21 protein-coding genes and 1 tRNA gene are annotated in these 20,796 nt (G+C 46.3%); 19 read left to right on the top strand and 3 right to left on the bottom strand.

What is annotated here, in order from left to right; genetic code table 11:
* The gene (locus tag FD968_RS05710; RefSeq protein WP_215364514.1) at positions 1-462 is read right to left on the bottom strand and encodes a DUF3619 family protein; all 462 of its coding nucleotides are present in this window, start codon (positions 460-462) and stop codon (positions 1-3) included.
* On the bottom strand, positions 459-1,028 hold the full coding sequence (locus FD968_RS05705; protein ID WP_215364512.1) for an RNA polymerase sigma factor: 570 nt from the start codon (positions 1,026-1,028) through the stop codon (positions 459-461). Before FD968_RS05705 ends, FD968_RS05710 begins: the two co-directional genes overlap by 4 nt.
* A gap of 192 nt (positions 1,029-1,220) precedes the next feature.
* Here FD968_RS05705 and FD968_RS05700 point away from each other — a divergent pair, with 192 nt between their 5' ends.
* From FD968_RS05700 to FD968_RS05675, 6 genes are all read left to right on the top strand, one after another.
* Positions 1,221-3,008, top strand: coding sequence for an acetolactate synthase 3 catalytic subunit (locus FD968_RS05700; RefSeq protein WP_215364510.1), 1,788 nt, complete (start codon positions 1,221-1,223; stop codon positions 3,006-3,008).
* Positions 3,008-3,499, top strand: a complete 492-nt coding sequence (ilvN, locus tag FD968_RS05695) for an acetolactate synthase small subunit (protein WP_011902903.1) — start codon at positions 3,008-3,010, stop codon at positions 3,497-3,499. The genes FD968_RS05700 and ilvN overlap by 1 nt, the downstream gene beginning before the upstream one ends.
* A gap of 53 nt (positions 3,500-3,552) precedes the next feature.
* Complete coding sequence (gene ilvC, locus FD968_RS05690; protein ID WP_215364508.1) at positions 3,553-4,569, top strand: ketol-acid reductoisomerase; 1,017 nt, start codon at positions 3,553-3,555, stop codon at positions 4,567-4,569.
* A gap of 42 nt (positions 4,570-4,611) precedes the next feature.
* Entirely contained in the window at positions 4,612-5,259 is a 648-nt protein-coding gene (locus FD968_RS05685; protein ID WP_215364507.1) for a phosphatidylserine decarboxylase, read from the top strand.
* Positions 5,260-5,284: 25 nt separating this feature from the next.
* Positions 5,285-6,148, top strand: coding sequence for a CDP-diacylglycerol--serine O-phosphatidyltransferase (pssA, locus tag FD968_RS05680; protein WP_215364503.1), 864 nt, complete (start codon positions 5,285-5,287; stop codon positions 6,146-6,148).
* Between the two features lie 246 nt (positions 6,149-6,394).
* Positions 6,395-7,942, top strand: a complete 1,548-nt coding sequence (locus FD968_RS05675) for a 2-isopropylmalate synthase (protein ID WP_215364500.1) — start codon at positions 6,395-6,397, stop codon at positions 7,940-7,942.
* A gap of 15 nt (positions 7,943-7,957) precedes the next feature.
* Here the strand turns inward: FD968_RS05675 and FD968_RS05670 are convergent, their stop codons facing one another.
* On the bottom strand, positions 7,958-8,554 hold the full coding sequence (locus FD968_RS05670) for a YSC84-related protein (RefSeq protein WP_215364497.1): 597 nt from the start codon (positions 8,552-8,554) through the stop codon (positions 7,958-7,960).
* Positions 8,555-8,771: 217 nt separating this feature from the next.
* Here FD968_RS05670 and rpsO point away from each other — a divergent pair, with 217 nt between their 5' ends.
* The 13 genes from rpsO to nuoG all read left to right on the top strand — a co-directional run bounded on the left by rpsO (position 8,772) and on the right by nuoG (position 20,796).
* The gene (rpsO, locus tag FD968_RS05665) at positions 8,772-9,041 is read left to right on the top strand and encodes a 30S ribosomal protein S15 (RefSeq protein WP_068948469.1); all 270 of its coding nucleotides are present in this window, start codon (positions 8,772-8,774) and stop codon (positions 9,039-9,041) included.
* A 267-nt stretch (positions 9,042-9,308) separates the two neighbouring features.
* Complete coding sequence (gene pnp / locus FD968_RS05660) at positions 9,309-11,465, top strand: polyribonucleotide nucleotidyltransferase (RefSeq protein ID WP_215364494.1); 2,157 nt, start codon at positions 9,309-9,311, stop codon at positions 11,463-11,465.
* 31 nt (positions 11,466-11,496) lie between these two features.
* Positions 11,497-12,495 (top strand): NAD(P)H-quinone oxidoreductase, encoded by a 999-nt coding sequence (locus tag FD968_RS05655; protein WP_215364492.1) that lies wholly within the window; start codon positions 11,497-11,499, stop codon positions 12,493-12,495.
* 14 nt (positions 12,496-12,509) lie between these two features.
* Positions 12,510-13,268: a triose-phosphate isomerase gene (gene tpiA / locus FD968_RS05650; RefSeq protein ID WP_215364489.1), complete on the top strand. Its 759-nt coding sequence runs from the start codon at positions 12,510-12,512 to the stop codon at positions 13,266-13,268.
* A 22-nt stretch (positions 13,269-13,290) separates the two neighbouring features.
* Complete coding sequence (gene secG, locus FD968_RS05645; RefSeq protein WP_215364486.1) at positions 13,291-13,635, top strand: preprotein translocase subunit SecG; 345 nt, start codon at positions 13,291-13,293, stop codon at positions 13,633-13,635.
* An 86-nt stretch (positions 13,636-13,721) separates the two neighbouring features.
* Positions 13,722-13,806 (top strand) — tRNA-Leu (locus FD968_RS05640).
* A 110-nt stretch (positions 13,807-13,916) separates the two neighbouring features.
* A complete protein-coding gene (locus FD968_RS05635; protein ID WP_068948474.1) occupies positions 13,917-14,276 on the top strand; it encodes an NADH-quinone oxidoreductase subunit A in 360 nt (119 codons plus the stop codon).
* Positions 14,277-14,281: 5 nt separating this feature from the next.
* Positions 14,282-14,764 (top strand): NADH-quinone oxidoreductase subunit B family protein, encoded by a 483-nt coding sequence (locus FD968_RS05630; protein ID WP_011902891.1) that lies wholly within the window; start codon positions 14,282-14,284, stop codon positions 14,762-14,764.
* A gap of 3 nt (positions 14,765-14,767) precedes the next feature.
* The gene (locus tag FD968_RS05625; protein WP_215364483.1) at positions 14,768-15,367 is read left to right on the top strand and encodes an NADH-quinone oxidoreductase subunit C; all 600 of its coding nucleotides are present in this window, start codon (positions 14,768-14,770) and stop codon (positions 15,365-15,367) included.
* A 3-nt stretch (positions 15,368-15,370) separates the two neighbouring features.
* Positions 15,371-16,624: an NADH-quinone oxidoreductase subunit D gene (locus FD968_RS05620; RefSeq protein WP_215364480.1), complete on the top strand. Its 1,254-nt coding sequence runs from the start codon at positions 15,371-15,373 to the stop codon at positions 16,622-16,624.
* A 23-nt stretch (positions 16,625-16,647) separates the two neighbouring features.
* Entirely contained in the window at positions 16,648-17,154 is a 507-nt protein-coding gene (nuoE, locus tag FD968_RS05615) for an NADH-quinone oxidoreductase subunit NuoE (protein WP_215364477.1), read from the top strand.
* A complete protein-coding gene (nuoF, locus tag FD968_RS05610) occupies positions 17,151-18,449 on the top strand; it encodes an NADH-quinone oxidoreductase subunit NuoF (protein ID WP_215364474.1) in 1,299 nt (432 codons plus the stop codon). Before nuoE ends, nuoF begins: the two co-directional genes overlap by 4 nt.
* A gap of 31 nt (positions 18,450-18,480) precedes the next feature.
* Positions 18,481-20,796 carry an NADH-quinone oxidoreductase subunit NuoG gene (gene nuoG / locus FD968_RS05605; protein ID WP_215364472.1) on the top strand — a complete coding sequence of 772 codons (2,316 nt, stop codon included), beginning with the start codon at positions 18,481-18,483 and terminating at the stop codon, positions 20,794-20,796.

Genomic DNA, 20,796 nt, shown 5'->3' with positions numbered 1-20,796 from the left:
TTATTTGCTTGGAGATAAATCAGAGGCGCTGTCTTCAGAGTCAGAGAGTGGACCATTTTTCAGGAAAGCCAAAAAGCCACTATCAGCGTAAGCATCTGGTGGAACATCATCTGTCAGAAGCGCCGCATCAACTTCGGCGATATCGGTAATACGGGAATCGTTTTGCCATTGCGCAATCCCAATCAGGCCAAAGACGAGCACGAGCAAAGGGGCTGCCCAACTCACTGCATCCCACATACCATTGGAGCTCGATGCGAAATGACCTGCAGGACCAGCAAATACGGGTTTTTGAACGAATACCTTCTCAGCCTTGCGAACAGATAAGGCTTTCATGCGAGCTGCATGAAGACGATTTTTGATGCCAGCAGGCAGGCTCTGTGCGCCTTGGGTTAACAGGGCGGCACTCGCACGGCCAAATTGGTCGGCTTGGGTCTGGTTTAGGTCTTCGTCAAGGTGTTTCACAGGGTAATTCCTTTTAATTTCAATGCTTTAGCTAAGGTTTGTGTTGCTCTGGAACAATGCGTTTTGACACTACCTTCGCTACAACTCATCGCTTTGGCAGTCTCAGTAATACTTAGCTCATCCCAATAACGCATCAGGAAGGCTTCTCGTTGACGTACAGGTAATTTAGCTATTTCTGACTCTAAAGCCTGTAAAAGCTGACTTTGTTCTAGCTTTTGAGCCCCATCTTGGTGAATTTCACTGTCATCGGGGGCGGAAAGGGACTCTAGAGGGTCAAAATCATCGTTTTCATCGGTTTTCTTACCCATGTTAGAAAACAGGGTGACCCAGGCATTGCGAACTTTTTGGCGTCGAAACCAGTCATGAATTCGGTTTTGGAGGATTCTGGTGAAAACCAGTGGTAGTTCTGCAACAGGTCTATCGCCATATTTCTCAGCTAATTTGATCATGGCATCTTGAACAATATCTAAGGCAGCATCGTCGTCACGCACGGCGTAGACAGCTTGCTTGAAGGCGCGCTGTTCGATGCTACTCAGAAAGTCAGATAGTTCTTGGGCTGATGCCATGCAATCGATTACACCTGAATCGGTAAGAATTCAGCCATTTTAGGGGATTGCTATAGAATATAGGGCTTACTACCTAGATTCTCATTCAAGAAGTGGTTTTTCCGGTAGCAGCGCCGTTCGAACTCAGGCCATAAGCAGGAGATAGAACAGACCAAACAATTTTTTGCCGAAAATTGCAAAGGACGAAAGAAAATGAATACAAGCAGCGCCGAATTTTTAGCTACTAAAGCTAACAAAGACTCAGCAAATACAAATCTCGTAGTAGCGCCTCCAGAAATGATTGGTGCTGAAATGCTCGTGCATGCACTGCACAAAGAGGGCGTTGAATACGTCTGGGGTTACCCAGGTGGTTCTGTTCTCTTTATCTACGACGAAATTTTTAAACAAGATAAGTTCGAACATATATTGGTTCGCCATGAACAAGCAGCAGTTCATGCGGCTGATGGTTATGCGCGTGCAACCGGTAAGGTTGGTGTTGCATTGGTGACCTCAGGTCCTGGTGTAACCAATGCTGTTACTGGTATCGCAACTGCCTACACTGATTCGATCCCGATGGTGATCATCAGCGGTAACGTACCAACGTACGCTATTGGCGAAGATGCATTCCAAGAGGCGGATACCGTTGGTATCACGCGTCCAGTGGTAAAGCACAACTTCCTTGTGAAGGATGTGAAGGATTTACCAATGGTTTTGAAGAAGGCTTTCCACATTGCACAGACTGGTCGTCCAGGCCCAGTGCTGATCGACATCCCTAAGGATGTATCAGCAGCAAAAGGCCCGTTCGTTTATCCAGAGACTCTGGAGATGCGTTCCTACAACCCTGTTGTGAAGGGTCATAGCGGTCAAATTCGTAAAGCGGTAGCCTTATTACAAGAGGCAGAGCGTCCATACATCTATACCGGTGGTGGCGTGATTCTCTCTGACGCTGCTCCTGAACTCAAAGAGTTCGCTGATCTCTTGGGCTATCCAGTGACCAATACCTTGATGGGTCTTGGTGGATTCCCAGGAACCAGCCCACAGTTTGTAGGCATGCTTGGTATGCATGGAACATATGAAGCCAATATGGCGATGCAACACAGCGATGTGTTGATTGCAATTGGCGCACGCTTTGATGACCGCGTGATCGGTAACACGACCCACTTTGCAAGTCATCCCCGCAAAATCATTCATATAGATATCGATCCTTCCGTGATTTCTAAGCGCGTGAAGGTAGATGTTCCGATCGTTGGCAATCTCAAAGAGGTATTAGTTGAGATGACTGCGCAATTAAAAGCTGCTGGCCCACGTAAGAACGGCGACAAAATTGCCGCCTGGTGGGATCAGATCAACGAATGGCGTAAAAAAGATTGCTTGAAGTACGACGAGGAATCGCAAATTGTGAAGCCACAATATGTGGTTCAAAAGTTGTGGGAGTTGACTGGTGGTGATGCATTTATTACCTCTGACGTCGGGCAGCATCAAATGTGGGCTGCACAGTTCTACAAGTTTGATAAACCTCGTCGTTGGATTAACTCTGGTGGTCTTGGCACCATGGGCGTAGGCTTGCCCTATGCCATGGGTATTAAGAAAGCATTCCCAGATCAGGACGTATTTGCCATTACTGGTGAGGGTTCAATCCAGATGTGTATTCAGGAGCTCTCCACCTGTAAGCAGTACAACACCCCCGTAAAGATTGTGTCTTTGAATAACCGTTACTTAGGTATGGTTCGTCAATGGCAAGAGCTTACCTATAACAAGCGTTACTCCAGTTCGTACATGGATTCTTTGCCTGACTTTGTGAAGTTGGCAGAGGCCTTTGGTCACGTTGGCATGCGCATTGAGAAAAAATCCGATGTTGAGGGCGCGCTCAAAGAAGCAATTCGCTTAAAAGATCGTACGGTATTTATGGATTTCCAGACTGACCCAGAAGAAAACGTTTGGCCGATGGTTCAAGCAGGCAAGGGTATTACTGAAATGCTTTTGGGTAGTGAGGATCTTTAATGCGACACATTATTTCTGTATTAATTGAGAACGAACCAGGAGCATTGTCACGAGTAGTAGGTTTATTTTCTGCGCGTGGTTACAACATTGATACCTTAAGTGTTGCACCAACGGAAGATCCCTCACTTTCTCGAATGACTATCGTGACTTTTGGTAGCGATGATGTCATTGAGCAAATTACGAAACACTTAAATCGATTGGTTGAGGTAGTGAAAGTGTTTGATCTGAGCGAAGGCCCTCATATTGAGCGTGAGCTCATGATGATCAAGGTTCGCGCTGTTGGTAAAGAGCGTGAAGAGCTTAAGCGCACTACCGATATCTTCCGTGGCCGCATCATCGATGTGACTGATAAGAGCTACACCATTGAACTGACTGGTGATGGCGCTAAATTAGACGCATTCATTGATTCGATTGATCGTGCCTCGATTCTCGAGACCGTTCGCTCAGGTGGATCTGGTATTGGACGCGGTGAGCGCATCCTCAAAGTTTAATTTTTTACTGATTTATAACTCTAATAACGATATTTTCAACACAAGGAAAGAGCATGAAAGTTTTTTACGATAAAGACGCAGATTTGTCCCTCATTAAGGGCAAGAAAGTCACCATCATTGGTTACGGTTCACAGGGCCATGCACACGCATTGAATCTCAAGGACTCTGGAGTGAACGTGACTGTGGGTTTGCGTAAAGACGGTGCTTCCTGGAGCAAAGCTGCAAACGCAGGTTTGAATGTAAAAGAAGTTGCCGAAGCGGTGAAAGATGCTGATGTAGTCATGATGTTGTTGCCAGACGAGCAAATCGCCGATGTGTACAACAAAGAAGTGCATGGCAATATCAAGCAAGGCGCAGCTCTTGCATTTGCTCACGGATTTAACGTTCACTACGGTCAAGTTCAACCACGTGCTGACTTAGACGTGATCATGATTGCCCCTAAAGCCCCAGGCCATACTGTGCGTGGCACATACTCACAAGGCGGTGGCGTTCCTCATTTGATCGCTGTTTACCAAGATAAATCTGGTTCTGCTCGTGATGTTGCATTGTCTTATGCAACTGCTAACGGCGGTGGCCGTGCTGGCATCATTGAAACCAACTTCCGTGAAGAGACTGAAACCGACTTGTTCGGCGAACAGGCTGTTCTCTGCGGTGGTGCGGTTGAGTTGATTAAAGCTGGTTTCGAAACATTGGTTGAAGCTGGCTACGCCCCTGAGATGGCTTACTTCGAGTGCTTGCATGAGCTCAAGTTGATCGTTGACTTGATCTACGAAGGTGGTATCGCCAATATGAACTACTCCATCTCTAACAATGCTGAGTATGGCGAGTACGTTACTGGCCCACGCGTTGTGACTGAAGATACCAAGAATGCAATGCGTCAGTGCTTGAAAGATATTCAGACTGGTGAATATGCAAAGAGCTTCATCCTTGAGAACAAGGCTGGCGCGCCAACCTTGATCTCCCGTCGTCGTTTGAATGCAGAGCATGACATCGAAGTAGTTGGTGCAAAATTGCGCGCCATGATGCCTTGGATTGCAAAGAACAAATTGGTTGACCAGTCAAAGAACTAACCAATCAATTTAATAGCAGTTTTAAAAAGGCTCAGAACAAAGATGATGTATCCACACCCCATTATTGCGAAAGAAGGTTGGCCCTATTTGGCGCTAGTGGGGATAGTGACTCTGCTAGTTCACCACTTTGGTGGCATTGCATGGTCCTGGCCTTTATGGATCATTTTTGTCTTTGTTTTGCAGTTCTTTCGTGATCCACAGCGTATTCCTGCTTTAGGTCGTGACCTGGTTTTATCTCCAGCAGATGGCCGCATTGTGGTGGTTGAAACCGCTAACGATCCTTATGCTGGTCGTGAGGCTCTCAAGATTAGCGTCTTCATGAATGTATTTAATGTGCACTCTAATCGCAGCGCAGTGAATGGCTTAGTAAAAGAAATCCAATATTTCCCAGGCAAGTTCGTGAATGCGGATTTGGATAAAGCCTCTACTGAAAATGAGCGTAATGCGGTTGTGATTGATGCCAACGGTCAAATTGTGACCTTAGTGCAAGTAGCCGGCTTGATTGCGCGTCGCATTCTTTGCTATATCCATGTAGGCGATCGTTTGAAAGCCGGCGAGCGCTACGGGTTTATTCGCTTTGGATCCCGCGTAGATTTATATTTGCCCTTAACAGCAGAACCTTTAGTCTCTGTTGGTGATAAGGTATTTGCAACCAATACTGCTTTGGCACGCGTGCCGGGCTTAGATTGATTCAAATCTTTTACCAGGATACGCTTTGACAACATTTCGCCGTCGTGGTCGTATTGATCGTAGTCGTCTAGCCCATAGACCCTCAGAATCTACTCAAGATGAGTGGGTTGATGCTTTAGGTGATGGTGTTGATTACGAAGTAGAGGAGTTGCATCCTCCCAAACCCCGTCTTCGTAGCAAAGGTATTTACCTGTTGCCTAATGCTTTTACTACGGCAGCATTGTTCAGTGGCTTCTTTGCCATTGTGAATGCAATGAATCATCAATTCGAAATAGCAGCAATTGCTATTTTTGCCTCATTAGTCTTAGATGGCATGGATGGTCGTGTTGCGCGGATGACCAATACCCAAAGTGCCTTTGGTGAGCAGTATGACTCTCTCGCAGACATGGTGTCCTTTGGTGTTGCTCCTGCTTTAGTAGCTTATGAATGGGCTCTCAAAGATTTGGGTAAGTGGGGTTGGTTAGCAGCCTTTACTTACTGTGCAGGCGCCGCTTTGCGCTTAGCCCGTTTCAACGTCAATACTGGGGTGGTCGATAAAAAATTCTTCCAAGGCTTACCAAGCCCTGCGGCCGGCTCTTTGATCGCTGGCTTTATCTGGTTAGCTGACGACAATAAGATCCCAGTGCGCGATACCGCGATTCCATGGATTACGTTTTTGATTGCTGTGTATGCGGGCCTAACCATGGTTTCCAACGCCCGTTTTTATAGCGGCAAAGCTTTGGACGTCCGATACCGAGTGCCTTTTGGCGTCATGGTGCTCTTGATCCTAGGTTTCGTTTTGATCTCGTCTAACCCACCCTTAACCTTATTTGGCTTGTTTGTGGTGTATTCCATCTCAGGTTATGTCATTTGGGCCTGGGAGCACCTCAGCGGTAAACGTTTTAGCTAATTCCCCATTTTTGGGTTATATTATTTCCATGTTAATGAATTTCTCACCTTTAACCAGCCTTCTTCTGCTAGCACTAAGCCTTAAGCTTGGGGCGGGTAAGGCCTGAGTTGATGAGATAGAGAAAATCCATTAACCACCAATACCAGCCCCAGCAAATTGCTGGGGTTTTTGTTTTTAAGACAGCAATATCAGCATTCAAGTATTTAGTTAACGAAGTACATTAGTAATCCAAACCGGAGAGTAGTGATGAGCGACAAAGTAATCATTTTTGACACCACCTTGCGTGATGGCGAACAATCCCCTGGAGCATCGATGACCAAGGACGAGAAGGTTCGTATTGCTCGTCAACTGGAGCGCTTGAAGGTTGATGTGATTGAGGCGGGATTTGCCGCCAGCTCCGAGGGCGACTTCCAGGCAATCTCAGCTGTTGCTGCTGCAGTCAAAGACTCGATTGTGTGTTCATTGGCAAGAGCGAACGATAAAGATATCACGCGTGCATCAGATGCATTGAAGGCAGCTAATGCCAAACGTATTCATGCCTTTTTGGCAACGAGCCCATTACATATGGCCGTGAAATTGCGTATGTCTCCAGAGGAGGTGTTGGAGCAGGCCAAACGTTCTATTCGTTTTGCTCGAAACTTGGCTGCTGATATTGAGTTTTCAGCGGAAGACGGTTATCGCTCAGAAATGGATTTCTTGTGCAGAGTGGTTGAGGCCGTGATTAATGAAGGTGCATCCACGATCAACATTCCAGATACCGTGGGTTATGCAACCCCAGAGTTGTATGGCGAGTTCATTAAGACCTTGCGCACACGGGTGCCTAATTCCGATAAAGCTGTTTGGTCAGTGCATTGCCATAACGATTTAGGCATGGCGGTTGCGAACTCTTTGGCAGGCGTGAAGATTGGTGGCGCCCGTCAAATTGAGTGCACCATTAATGGCTTGGGTGAGCGCGCTGGTAATACCGCATTAGAAGAAATCGTAATGTCATTGCGTACTCGCAAAGACTATTTCGATATGGTATGTGGAATCGACGCAAGCCAAATCGTGCCGGCATCAAAGTTAGTCTCTCAAATTACCGGCTTTGTGGTCCAGCCTAACAAAGCAGTTGTGGGTGCGAATGCCTTTGCTCATGCCTCTGGTATTCACCAAGATGGTATTTTGAAAAACCGTGAGACCTATGAAATCATGCGCGCAGAAGATGTGGGCTGGTCTACTAATAAAATTGTCTTGGGTAAATTGTCAGGTCGCAATGCCTTTAAACAGCGCTTGCAAGAATTGGGTATCACCGTTGAAGCAGAGGCGGATTTGAATGAGGCATTTGCACGCTTCAAAGCATTGGCTGACCAAAAAGCAGAAATCTTTGATGAAGACATCATTGCCATCATGTCTGATTCAGCGGCAGCCGAAGAGGGTGAGCATTACCATTTCATTTCCTTGAGTCAACATTCTGAGACAGGTGAGCGTCCTAAATCCCGTGTGACATTCCGCATGGGTGATAAAGAAGTGAGCTCTGAGGCCGAAGGGAATGGCCCTGTAGATGCCAGCTTAAATGCGATTGAGGGTATAGCGAAGAGTGGCGCAGAACAATTGTTGTATTCAGTAAATGCCATTACTTCTGGCACACAATCACAAGGTGAGGTTACGGTTCGTCTGTCTAAGGGTGGCCGTATTGTGAATGGTGTTGGAACTGATCCAGATATCATCGCTGCCTCAGCGAAAGCTTACTTATCTGCCTTGAATAAATTGCATGATCCGAGCCAGGCAAAACTGAATGCTCAGATGACGCCCTAGGCGTCATTAAGTAGCTTACTTGTTTAGATCAGAGTCTTTGTAATATTTGGTCCCCTTGCCGGTGATTTCTGCGGCAAGGCCTGAGTCTGTTAATTGGTACATCAGCACTCCAGGCGCAACAACTGAGGCATCCTGGTATGAGGCACCATCCTTGTCGTATTTGGCTGCTGCAGTGACCTGCCCACCAAAAGTCCAACCTGAATTTACAAAGTCATTAAGTGCAGCTTCGGTTTGGAAAATGAAAATATTTTGAAAAGATTTAATTCCGAGGCCTAGTCCCGCCTGTACCTCAGCCATATCCATATAGATTGGTTTCTTAGTTGACTTATTGATCACCACACCTGAGCCGGTACCGCCCCCTGCAATCAATATTTTCATGCCGAAGTTACTGAAGGTGGCATAACCAATGGATTTATCGATTAGGTCTTTAGCTCTAGGCTGTACTCGGTACAAATGTTTCAAGATCTCATCATTCTTTTTGAGAATATCGTCTTTCTGCTGGGCAATGGTTTTGCTTGGTCCGAAGGGGTTGGAAAACTGAGCAAAAGCTGGGGTATTGAGGCAAATTCCCAGAATCAGAAGGGTGCTGAGGGTGCGATAAATGGGGTGCATTTTTCTTAAGTTATTGATTTATAGAGGTTTTATTAAATAAGATTGCGCTTTTGACCCTCAAGGATACCAATATCTGTAGGTCAATTCCCTCTTTTGAGGCATCCTCTGCTACAATTCGATGGCTTTGATTTGTAAAGCTTTTTTGTTTTATTTTGTTAATAACGCACGACACAAATTGGGTGAAAGCTCAAGTGTTCGCAAGTAAGGAGTATTAAAAATGGCAGTTGCTGATATCAAAACGGCGGAAATCGTCAAAGAAAACGCGCGCAGCGCAAACGATACGGGTAGTCCTGAAGTTCAAGTTTCATTGCTTACAGCCCGCATCAATGAATTAACCCCCCATTTCAAGGCTAACGCCAAAGACCATCACAGCCGTCGCGGTTTGTTGAAGATGGTTTCACGTCGCCGTCGCCTCCTGGATTACCTCAAAGGCAAAGATTTGGATCGCTATCGCGCATTAATCGACAAATTAGGTCTCCGTAAGTAATTCTTATCGGTATTGCAATGCCATCTCACTTAGGGTTGTTTCTATCCAGAATCAGTCTTAAGAAGGTGGCATGTTTTTTGAGCGCTTTTAGATTATTTGTGTAGGGGATCGTGTCATTCCAATGAGTTTCTGAATTTGATCAGAGTCTCCCTGGAATGGCATCCCTTGTGATCCTAAATCGCTCCAGTGTTGTCGTGACACTGCTTTATCCCACGACAAGCGTAATGCTCATGTGAGCTTTGCGTGAACAATTTGGAGAAGATCAGAATGACAATGTTTAAAAAAGCAGTAAAAAGTTTTCAATGGGGTAACCATCAAGTAACCATGGAAACTGGCGAAATTGCTCGCCAATCTGGTGGTGCCGTAATCGTCAACGTAGATGACACTGTAGTAATGGGCACAGTGGTTGCCTCTAAGTCTGCAAAGCCAGGCCAATCCTTTTTCCCATTAACAGTTGATTATTTGGAAAAGACATACGCAGCAGGCAAGATCCCTGGTGGTTTCTTCCGTCGCGAAGGTCGCCCATCAGAAGGCGAGACCTTGATCTCTCGCTTGATCGACCGTCCGTTGCGTCCTTTATTCCCAGAAGGCTTCTTGAACGAAGTTCAGGTTGTAGTGCATGTTTTGTCGATCAACCCAGATGTTCCTGCTGATATTCCTGCTTTGATCGCTGCTTCTGCAGCATTGGCAGTTTCTGGCATACCTTTTGCTGGCCCAGTTGGCGCAGCACGTGTTGGTTACGCTAACGGTCAATACCTCTTGAACCCAACTCGTACCGAGCAAGCAACTAGCGAACTCGATTTAATTGTTGCTGGTACTCAGGCTGCTGTATTGATGGTTGAGTCTGAAGCAAACCAATTGTCTGAAGATGTGATGTTGGGTGCGGTTGTATACGGCCATGACCAAATGCAAACTGCTATTAACGCAATCAATGATTTGGTGCGTGAAGCTGGTAAGCCAGAATGGGATTGGACTGCTGCTCCTAAAGATGAGCCATTCATCGCTAAGGTAACTGCTCTGGCTGAAGCGCCATTGCGTGAGGCATATCAGATTCGTCAAAAAGGCGCTCGTTCAGACAAGCTCAAAGAAATTTCTAAAGAAGTATTGGCGAAGTTATCTGAAGAAGGTGACGTTGATGCTGTTGCTGTCAGCGATATCATGTTTGAAATCGAAGCGAAGATTGTTCGTAGTCAGATTTTGAATGGCGAGCCACGTATTGATGGTCGCGATACTCGCACTGTTCGTCCAATTGAAATTCGCAATGGTGTATTGCCACGCACACACGGTTCTGCATTGTTCACACGTGGTGAAACACAAGCTCTCGTAGTGGCTACACTGGGTACTGCCCGTGACGAGCAAATTATTGATGCTCTCGAAGGTGAATACCGCGATCGTTTCATGTTCCACTACAACATGCCTCCATTTGCTACTGGCGAAACTGGACGTGTAGGTAGCCCTAAGCGTCGTGAAATTGGTCACGGTCGTTTGGCTAAGCGCGCATTGATTCCGGTATTGCCAAGTCCTGAAGATTTTGCATACAGCATTCGTGTGGTTTCAGAAATCACTGAGTCCAATGGCTCTTCATCCATGGCTTCTGTTTGCGGTGGCTGTCTGGCAATGATGGATGCTGGTGTTCCAGTTAAAGCGCACGTTGCGGGTGTAGCAATGGGCTTGATTCTCGATGGCAATCGTTTTGCCGTGTTGACTGACATCTTGGGTGACGAAGATCACTTAGGTGATATGGACTTTAAGGTAGCTGGTACTGCAAACGGCATTACTGCACTCCAAATGGACATTAAGGTTCAAGGTATCACTAAAGAAATTATGCAAGTTGCTTTGGCGCAAGCTAAAGAAGGTCGTTTGCATATCTTGAGCAAAATGCAAGAAGCAATGGGTTCAGTTCGCACAGAATTGTCTGCTCATGCTCCTCGTATGGTGTCCTTCAAGATTCACCCAGACAAGATTCGTGAAGTGATTGGTAAGGGCGGTGCAACAATCCAAGCCTTGACTAAGGAAACCGGTTGCAGCATCGACATTAAAGATGACGGCACTGTGACCATTGCTTCTACTAGCGCTGAAGGTATGGCTGAAGCAAAGGCGCGTATCGAAGGCATTACTGCCGAAGCTGAAGTAGGTAAGATCTACGAAGGCCCAGTAGTGAAGTTGCTTGAATTCGGTGCTTTAGTCAATATTCTTCCTGGTAAAGATGGTCTCTTGCATATTTCAGAGATTTCAAATGAGCGCGTAAAAGAAGTTAAAGATTATTTGGCAGAAGGCCAAGTGGTACGCGTGAAGTTGTTGGCTGCTGATGAGCGTGGTCGTTTACGCTTATCGCTCAAAGCTGCAATGGCTGATGAGGGCGGCACGATTGCTCCTTTAGCTGGTGCTGCTGAAGCTGCTCCCGCAGCTGACGAAACAGCTTAAGTAATTTCATCAAGAACATTCGGAGCTTTCAATGCGTGTAATTGAGATCAAAGAATTTGGTACACCAGAAATGTTGGTGCCTACCACTCGTCCGGATCCAGCGCTACCTACTGCTGGAACTGGCGAGGTTTTGATAAAGGTTATAGCCGCTGGCATTAATCGTCCCGATGTTTTACAGCGCAAGGGCCATTACCCTGTACCCGCGGGTGCGTCAGATATCCCTGGGCTAGAAGTAGCTGGCGAAATTATTGGCGGTGACCTAGCGCATGCTGATAACGCACTAGGTTTGAAATTAGGCGATAAGGTTTGCGCCTTAGTCCAAGGCGGTGGTTATGCAGATCTTTGTACCGCTCCGATTGCCCAATGCTTACCATATCCAACCGGCTTTACAGATCAAGAAGCTGCTGCTCTACCAGAAACCTTTTACACCGTATGGAGCAATGTCTTCATGCGAGGTCAATTGTCTGAAGGCGAAACACTATTAGTTCAAGGTGGCTCTAGTGGTATTGGTGTTACGGCAATTTTGCTGGCTAAGGCTATGGGTCATAAAGTATTCGTAACCGCCGGCACTGATGAAAAGTGTGCTGCTTGTTTAAAATTAGGCGCTGACTTAGCCATTAACTATAAGACACAAGATTTTGTTGAAGAAGTAAAGAAAGCAACCGATGGTAAGGGAGTTAACGTCATCCTCGACATGGTTACTGGCGCTTACGTTCAACGTGAAATTGATTGCTTGGCAGATGATGGCCGTATTGTGATCATTGCCATACAAGGCGGATCAAAAGCGGAAGTGAGTACCAATCAAATTTTGCGCCGCCGCTTAACTATTACTGGGTCGACATTGCGTCCACGGCCAGTGTCATTTAAGAAGCAAATTACCAAACAGCTCTATGAGTATGTTTGGCCATTATTAAATGCTGGCAAATTGAAACCTGCGATTTATCAAACCTTTACGCTAGATCAAGCCGCAGATGCCCATCGATTGATGGAATCGTCTGAGCACGTCGGCAAAATTGTTCTGACGGTTTAGTACTCATTAAGCTTATGCGTCCACTCATCGTCATCGGCAACTGGAAAATGAATGGCAGTCTTGTGAACAATCAAGACTGGATCAAGACTGTTGCTCGTGGCATGGAAAGCGGTATGCCTGCAGGTCGTAAGTTTGCTGTATGTCCCCCATTTCCATATTTGGCGCAATGCGCCGATCTGATCAAAGAACATTCATTGGCCTTCTTGGGTTTAGGTGCGCAAGATGTCTCTGCTCAAGTTGAAGGTGCTTATACAGGTGAGGTAAGTGCTGCCACGCTAAAAGAGTTCGGTTGCCAGTACGTTATTGTTGGCCACTCTGAACGCCGTCAAATGCATCATGAGGCGGATGAGCTTGTGGCTGCTAAGGCTTTACAGGTTTTGGATAACGGCATGACCCCAGTGATCTGCGTTGGCGAGACTGCAGACGAGCGTAATTCTGGTAGGGCTGAAGAGGTTGTGTGTGGCCAGATTGCCAAACAAGTAACTGTGCTTCAGGATCGTTTGGCAGATTGTCTGATTGCCTATGAGCCTGTTTGGGCTATTGGGACTGGCAAGGTTGCAAGCGCGCAAGTTGCGCAAGATATGCATCGTCATATTCGTCTGCAGTTGGCAGAGTTTGATGAAGATGTTGCATCACATGTAGGAATTTTGTATGGCGGCAGTGTCAAATCTGACAATGCTGTTGAATTGTTTGCCATGCCTGATATTGATGGTGGATTAGTCGGGGGAGCTTCACTAAACCCTCAAGAGTTTCTGGCTATCTGTCAGGCGTAGATTTTTTATTTGGAGAGAAGCTGTGGAATGGTTTAAGACTTTATTAATCGTATTGCAGGTAATTTCAGCTTTGGCTGTGATTTTGCTAGTGCTATTACAGCAAGGTAAGGGCGCCGATATGGGCGCTGCCTTCGGTTCGGGTGCGTCTGGAAGTGTGTTCGGTGCCAGCGGTTCTGCCAACTTCTTGTCACATGCGACGGCTGTTTTTGCAGCGGTCTTTTTCATCAGCACCCTAGGCATTACTTGGTTGAGCAATAAGAAGGAAGTGAGTCCTGGGGTTCTTTCCGGAACCGTTGCTCCTGCAGCTGCTCCGGTAGCTCCTGTGGCTCCTGTCCAGGATCCAAGCAAACCAGCAGTTCCTAAGTAAAAAAGTAGGTTTTTACGGATTTATCTACCCTCATTTTTGGGCGGATCAGTGTTGCAATGCGGTAGAATTGATGGGTTTTGCAAGATGCCGACGTGGTGAAATTGGTAGACACGCTATCTTGAGGGGGTAGTGGCTTAGGCTGTGCGAGTTCGAGTCTCGCCGTCGGCACCAAAGAATGAAGTTTAGCTAGAGTTTTTGCTCTAAATCAATAGAGTTTGTAGTGGATTAATTAATAATTTGTTGTTTTAAAAGATGTATCAGACGAACGACTCAGGACCATTTTGAATCTCGCTAATTACTTTCCTGTTCTGCTTTTCATCCTTGTAGGTATTGGGGTGGGATTAGTCCCCATGTTCCTCGGTAAAATTTTGGCTCCTTCGAAGCCTGACGCTGAAAAACTTTCACCATATGAGTGCGGTTTTGAAGCTTTCGAAGATGCGCGTATGAAGTTCGATGTGCGCTATTACCTCATTGCCATCCTCTTTATTTTGTTTGACCTTGAAACCGCATTCCTCTTTCCTTGGGGTGTTGCACTGCGTGATCTCGGTTGGTTCGGCTACGCCTCTATGGTGATCTTCCTCTTGGAATTCATTGTAGGATTTGTATATATCTGGAAAAAGGGCGCTCTCGACTGGGAGTGATCGATATGGCACTAGAAGGCGTTCTCAAAGAAGGATTTGTTACCACGACTGCAGACCAGTTAATTAACTGGACTCGCAATGGCTCTTTATGGCCTATGACCTTTGGTTTGGCCTGTTGTGCAGTAGAAATGATGCATGCGGGTGCTTCCCGTTATGACTTAGACCGTTTTGGTGTGGTATTTCGCCCATCTCCGCGTCAGTCCGACTTAATGATTGTTGCTGGAACGCTATGCAACAAAATGGCTCCAGCACTTCGTAAGGTGTATGACCAAATGCCAGAACCCCGTTGGGTTATCTCGATGGGCTCTTGCGCCAATGGTGGTGGCTACTACCATAACTCCTATTCAGTTGTTCGCGGTTGCGACCGCATCGTGCCAGTCGATATTTATGTTCCTGGCTGCCCTCCAACTGCGGAAGCGTTGATCTATGGAATTATTCAGCTGCAATCCAAGATCGCTCGTACCAGTACGATTGCACGGAAGGCTTAAGTAATGTCAGATCGCTTATCTCAACTAGCCGCTAATCTTGAAAGAGTTCTTGGTAAGCGCATTCAGACTGTAGAGCTTGCTTTAGGAGAAGTCACTATTGTTGTGAGCGCCGACACCTATTTTGAATCTGCCATGTTGCTCCGCGACGATCCTTCATTGGCATTCGAACAATTAATTGATTTGTGTGGCGTTGACTATCAAGATTTCCGCGAGAGCGCTTGGGCTGGTCAGCGTTTTGGTGTTGTGAGTCATTTACTCTCTATCGAGCACAACTGGCGTTTACGTCTGCGCGTGTTTGCACCGGATGACAGCTACCCATTAGTAGCCTCTATTACGCCAGTCTGGAATTCAGCAAACTGGTTTGAGCGTGAAGCATTTGATCTCTACGGCATCATTTTTGATGGTCACGAAGACTTGCGTCGTATCTTGACTGACTATGGATTTATTGGTCACCCATTCAGAAAAGATTTTCCAATTAGTGGCAATGTAGAAATGCGCTATGACCCAGAGTTAAAACGGGTTGTCTACCAGCCTGTCACGATTGAAGCGCGTGAAATTACACCACGTATCGTTCGCGAAGAGCAGTACGGAGGCCCAGTTTAAGTCATGGCACAAATTAAGAACTACACCCTCAATTTCGGTCCTCAGCACCCTGCGGCTCACGGCGTATTGCGTCTCGTATTGGAGTTAGATGGTGAGGTGATTCAGCGCGCTGATCCTCACATCGGTTTATTGCATCGTGCAACTGAGAAATTGGCTGAAACCCGTACTTGGATTCAGAACGTGCCTTATATGGATCGCTTGGACTATGTCTCCATGATGTCCAACGAGCATGCTTATGTCATGGCGATCGAGAAGTTATTGCAAGTCGACGTGCCATTACGTGCGCAATACATCCGCGTGATGTATGACGAGCTCACACGCTTATTGAATCATTTGCTTTGGATCGGCTGTCACGGCCTTGACGTTGGTGCAATGGCCGTATTCTTGTATGCCTTCCGTGATCGTGAAGATATTTTTGATATGTACGAAGCGGTTTCTGGTGCACGTATGCATGCTGCTTACTATCGTCCAGGCGGCGTCTATCGTGATTTGCCTGAGCAAATGGCGCAATACGATGAGTCTAAGATTCGTAGCGCATCTGCTGTGAAGCGTTTGAATGAAAACCGTAGTGGCACTTTGTTAGATTTCATTGAGCAATTTACGAATGGCTTTGATGCAAACGTCGATGAATATTGCAATTTGTTGACCGACAACCGTATTTGGAAGCAACGCCTAGTCAATATCGGTATCGTCACTCCTGAGCGCGCATTGCAGCTCGGCTTTACTGGTCCTATGTTGCGTGGTTCGGGTATTGAGTGGGATTTGCGGAAGAAGCAACCCTATGAAGTGTATGACCGCCTCGAGTTTGATATTCCAGTAGGCGTTAATGGCGACTCATATGATCGCTATTTGGTTCGCATGGAAGAGATGCGCCAATCTAATCGCATCATTAAGCAGTGCGTTGCTTGGTTAAAAGCAAATCCAGGTCCTGTCATGTCTGACAACCATAAGGTTGCACCTCCAAAGCGTGTGGACATGAAAACCAATATGGAAGAATTGATTCACCACTTCAAACTCTTTACTGAAGGTATTCATGTTCCTGATGGTGAGGCTTACTCTGCGGTTGAGCATCCAAAAGGTGAGTTTGGTATTTACTTGATTTCTGATGGCGCCAATAAGCCATACCGCATGAAGATTCGTGCTCCCGGATTTGTGCATTTATCCGCAATGGATGAGATGTCACGTGGCCACATGTTGGCAGATGCTGTAACCATTATTGGTACGCAGGATATTGTGTTCGGGGAGATTGACCGCTAATTGAGCGCGCCAAGGATTATTTAATGACAACAACGCTTCAACTATCCGATAAAACACTGGCCGATATTGCCCGTAATGTCGCCAAATATCCTCCAGAGCAAAAGCAGTCTGCTGTGATGGCTTCATTGATCGCCGCTCAAACTGAAGTGGGGTGGGTTTCGCCAGAAGTAATTGCTACTGTTGCACAGATCTTGGAAATGCCAACTATTGCTGTAGAAGAAGTAGCAACTTTCTACAATATGTATAACACCAAGCCGATTGGTAAATATAAGCTCGTGATCTGTACTAACTTGCCATGTCAATTAACGCATGGTGAGACTGCTGCAACTTACCTAAAAGAAACATTGGGTATCGGCTACAACGAAACAACGGCTTGTGGCACTTTCACCTTAAAAGAGGGTGAGTGCATGGGTGCATGTGGTGATTCCCCAGTGATGCTTGTGAATGACAAGCGCATGTGCAGCTTTATGAGTAAAGACAAGATTGACGCTCTATTAAATGAGCTCCGTGCAGAAGGGAAAGCAGCATGACCAGCTTGCACGATCGTCATATTAAGCCTTTAATTCTTGCTGGATTAAGCGGTGATAACTGGCGTCTAAAAGATTATGAGAGTCGTGGCGGTTATCAGCAGTTACGTCGTCTAATCAACGACAAGGTTGCGCCTGATGCCATCATTGCAGAATTAAAAGCATCATCCTTACGGGGTCGTGGTGGTGCTGGCTTCCCAACCGGATTGAAGTGGAGTTTTATGCCCCGTCAATTCCCTGGCCAAAAATATTTAGTTTGTAATAGTGACGAAGGTGAGCCAGGCACGTTTAAAGACCGTGACATCATGCGTTATAACCCACATGCCTTGATTGAGGGCATGATCATTGGTGCTTACACCATGGGTATTTCTGTTGGTTATAACTACATTCACGGCGAAATCTGGGAAGTGTATTCACGCTTTGAAGAAGCTTTAGAAGAAGCGCGCGCAGCAGGGTACTTGGGTGACAAAATTTTAGGAAGTGATTTCTCATTCCAGTTGCATGCCTCGCCAGGTTGGGGCGCTTATATTTGTGGTGAAGAAACAGCCTTGCTTGAATCTTTAGAGGGTAAAAAAGGCCAACCACGCTTTAAACCACCATTCCCAGCCAGTTTTGGTTTGTATGGCAAGCCAACCACAATTAACAACACTGAAACATTTGCAGCCGTGCCATTCATTTTGGCCATCGGCGGTCAAGCTTATTTAGATCTGGGTAAACCAAACAACGGCGGCACGAAGATTTTCTCTGTATCTGGTGACGTAGTGCATCCAGGTAACTATGAGATTCCATTGGGAACTCCATTTGCTGAGCTTTTGAAGCTTGCTGGTGGCATGAAAGATGGTAAAGCCCTAAAGTCCGTAATTCCTGGAGGATCTTCGGCGCCAGTAATTCCTGGTGCGCAGATGATGGATCTGACTATGGACTACGACAGCATTGCGAAAGCGGGATCCATGTTGGGTTCTGGCGCCGTGATCGTCATGAATGAAACACGCTGCATGGTTCGTGCATTAGAGCGCCTTTCGTATTTCTATCACGAAGAATCTTGTGGACAGTGCACCCCATGTCGTGAAGGTACCGGCTGGTTATGGCGCATTGTGCATCGTATTGAACATGGCCAGGGCCGTCCTGAGGATTTGGATTTGCTCAATGACGTTGCGGCGAATATTCAGGGCCGCACAATTTGCGCCTTGGGTGACGCGGCAGCAATGCCAGTGCGCGGCATGTTGAAGCATTACATGGATGAATTTGCGTATCACGTAGAACATAAGCGCTGCTTAGATTCTGCTAAACCTTTATAAGTTATTGAGCACGGGACATCCTAAAGTGAGCATGGTAGAAATCGAATTAGATGGCAAGACGGTAGAAGTTCCGCAAGGTTCGATGGTGATGCACGCCGCGAATAAATTGGGCACTTACGTTCCGCATTTCTGCTATCACAAGAAACTATCGATCGCTGCTAACTGCCGTATGTGCTTGGTAGAGGTTGAAAAAGCACCAAAACCATTGCCAGCTTGTGCAACACCCGTGACCCAAGGTATGAAGGTGTTCACGCATTCTGCGAAAGCAGTTGAAGCGCAACGCTCAGTAATGGAGTTCTTGCTGATTAACCACCCATTAGATTGTCCTATTTGCGATCAAGGTGGTGAGTGTCAATTACAGGACTTAGCAGTTGGCTACGGTAAGTCGAATTCACGTTACGACGAAGAAAAGCGGGTTGTATTCCATAAGAATGTAGGACCATTGATCTCGATGCAAGAAATGAGCCGTTGCATTCACTGCACTCGTTGTGTTCGTTTCGGTCAAGAAGTTGCTGGCGTCATGGAATTAGGCATGATTAATCGTGGTGAGCATTCTGAGATCACCACTTTCGTTGGTCAAACAGTAGATTCAGAGTTGTCTGGAAATATGATTGATTTGTGCCCAGTAGGTGCATTGACAAGCAAGCCATTCCGTTACGAAGCGCGTACATGGGAATTAGGTCGTAAGCGTTCAGTTAGTCCCCACGATAGCTTAGGTGCAAATACGACGGTGCAAACTAAAGCAAACAAAGTGATGCGTGTGGTCGCTTTAGATAATGAAGATATTAATGAGTGCTGGATTAGCGATCGTGATCGCTTTGCCTATGAAGGTTTAAATAACAAAGACCGTATTACAACACCAATGGTGAAGCAGGGCGGTCAGTGGCTAGAGACAGATTGGCAATCTGCCTTGGATTATGTTGCCCACTCCTTGAAAACCATTTCCTCTGAGAACGGTGCACAATCAATTGGCGCATTAGCCCATCCAATCTCTAGTAGCGAAGAATTACACCTCTTACAAAAGATGGTGCGTGGTCTAGGATCAAGTCAAATTGAAACTCGCTTGCGCCAGACTGATATCAATGGCGCAGCATCTGCTCCTTGGTTGGGTATGCCCATTGCCAAGTTGAGCGAGTTAGATCGCGCCTTGGTCATCGGCAGTTTCTTGCGCAAGGACCAACCCGTGCTTGCTGTACGTTTACGCACAGCGTCTAAACGTGGTTTACAAGTTTCTCGTATTGATGCTGGTGGTGATGATTGGCTCATCACTACTACCGGTATTGCTGCTGCCCCTAGTGCATGGTTAAGTACATTAAGTGAAGTAGCCTTGGCAGTTGCTAAAGCAAAATCAGTTTCTGCGCCAGCTGGCACACCAAATATTCCAGTTTCAATGCAAGCGCAAAAGATTGCTGACAGCCTACTTTCTGGCACAAGCGCAGCGGTATTGATTGGTTCAGCTGCAATTTCTCACCCACAAGCTTCTGATTTACATGTTTTGTCGCAATTTATTGCCCAGCAAACAGGAGCAACCCTCGGTTTCTTACCGGTTGGTGGTAATGCGGTTGGTGCTTCATTAGTGAATGCCAATGGTGCTGGCGTTGAATCAGTCTTGTCAGGCGATTGTCGCGCAGTAATGCTAATGAACATCGAACCGGATTCAGATTTACCTAACCCGCAACAAGCTAGAGCAGCATTAGCGAAAGCGAATACTGTCATCGCATTGAGCGCATATCAATCAGCTGATTTATTGGAAATAGCAGATGTGATATTGCCAATTGCACCATTTACTGAAACAGTTTCTACCTTTGTAAATGCTGAGGGCAGAGCGCAAACTATACAACCTGCTGTAAAGCCTTTGGGTGACTCACGTCCAGCATGGAAGGTTTTGCGTGTTCTTGGCGGCCTACTGAATTTAGATGGCTTCCTCTATAACCTTCCAGAAGAAGTGCTTGGTGAAGCATTGGGTGATAACTATTGCACCCGTTTAAGCAATCAAACAAATGCTAATTCGCTCAGCAATACAAATTTGGCCACTTCAAATGGCCTTGAGCGTTTATCGGATGTCAATATCTATGCTGGTGATCAAATCGTACGTCGCTCATCTGCATTGCAACTCACTCGTGATGCAAAACGTGGTAATCAAGTTGGTTTGAGTCAAAAACTCTTTACCGAATTAGGCTTGAAAGAGGGTGATGTTGTACAAGTAAGCCAAGGAAATCATTCCATTGTTATTCCAGCAAGCTTAGAAGCGAATTTGGCTCCAAGTGCCGTGAGGGTTTCAGCAGGAACCGTGGCTAGTACGAAATTGGGATCTATGTTTGGTCCTATTACCGTTAGCAAGGCGTAA

This window comes from Polynucleobacter sp. AP-Titi-500A-B4 (assembly GCF_018688095.1).
Taxonomy (GTDB): Bacteria; Pseudomonadota; Gammaproteobacteria; order Burkholderiales; family Burkholderiaceae; genus Polynucleobacter.
Note: the sequence above shows the minus strand (reverse complement) of the source record. Positions and strands in the feature narration are given on the sequence as shown.

What these genes read in the sequence shown, in the direction of transcription:
- nuoE (WP_215364477.1), top strand. Translation starts at nt 16,648, where the DNA reads ATGACAACAACGCTTCAACTATCCGATAAAACACTGGCCGATATTGCC.
- FD968_RS05655 (WP_215364492.1), top strand. Translation starts at nt 11,497, where the DNA reads ATGCGTGTAATTGAGATCAAAGAATTTGGTACACCAGAAATGTTGGTG.
- FD968_RS05625 (WP_215364483.1), top strand. Translation starts at nt 14,768, where the DNA reads ATGTCAGATCGCTTATCTCAACTAGCCGCTAATCTTGAAAGAGTTCTT.
- FD968_RS05705 (WP_215364512.1), bottom strand. Translation starts at nt 1,028, where the DNA reads ATGGCATCAGCCCAAGAACTATCTGACTTTCTGAGTAGCATCGAACAG.
- FD968_RS05630 (WP_011902891.1), top strand. Translation starts at nt 14,282, where the DNA reads ATGGCACTAGAAGGCGTTCTCAAAGAAGGATTTGTTACCACGACTGCA.
- ilvC (WP_215364508.1), top strand. Translation starts at nt 3,553, where the DNA reads ATGAAAGTTTTTTACGATAAAGACGCAGATTTGTCCCTCATTAAGGGC.
- FD968_RS05670 (WP_215364497.1), bottom strand. Translation starts at nt 8,554, where the DNA reads ATGCACCCCATTTATCGCACCCTCAGCACCCTTCTGATTCTGGGAATT.
- FD968_RS05700 (WP_215364510.1), top strand. Translation starts at nt 1,221, where the DNA reads ATGAATACAAGCAGCGCCGAATTTTTAGCTACTAAAGCTAACAAAGAC.
- rpsO (WP_068948469.1), top strand. Translation starts at nt 8,772, where the DNA reads ATGGCAGTTGCTGATATCAAAACGGCGGAAATCGTCAAAGAAAACGCG.
- ilvN (WP_011902903.1), top strand. Translation starts at nt 3,008, where the DNA reads ATGCGACACATTATTTCTGTATTAATTGAGAACGAACCAGGAGCATTG.
- tpiA (WP_215364489.1), top strand. Translation starts at nt 12,510, where the DNA reads ATGCGTCCACTCATCGTCATCGGCAACTGGAAAATGAATGGCAGTCTT.
- pnp (WP_215364494.1), top strand. Translation starts at nt 9,309, where the DNA reads ATGACAATGTTTAAAAAAGCAGTAAAAAGTTTTCAATGGGGTAACCAT.
- nuoG (WP_215364472.1), top strand. Translation starts at nt 18,481, where the DNA reads ATGGTAGAAATCGAATTAGATGGCAAGACGGTAGAAGTTCCGCAAGGT.
- nuoF (WP_215364474.1), top strand. Translation starts at nt 17,151, where the DNA reads ATGACCAGCTTGCACGATCGTCATATTAAGCCTTTAATTCTTGCTGGA.
- FD968_RS05685 (WP_215364507.1), top strand. Translation starts at nt 4,612, where the DNA reads ATGATGTATCCACACCCCATTATTGCGAAAGAAGGTTGGCCCTATTTG.
- FD968_RS05620 (WP_215364480.1), top strand. Translation starts at nt 15,371, where the DNA reads ATGGCACAAATTAAGAACTACACCCTCAATTTCGGTCCTCAGCACCCT.
- FD968_RS05675 (WP_215364500.1), top strand. Translation starts at nt 6,395, where the DNA reads ATGAGCGACAAAGTAATCATTTTTGACACCACCTTGCGTGATGGCGAA.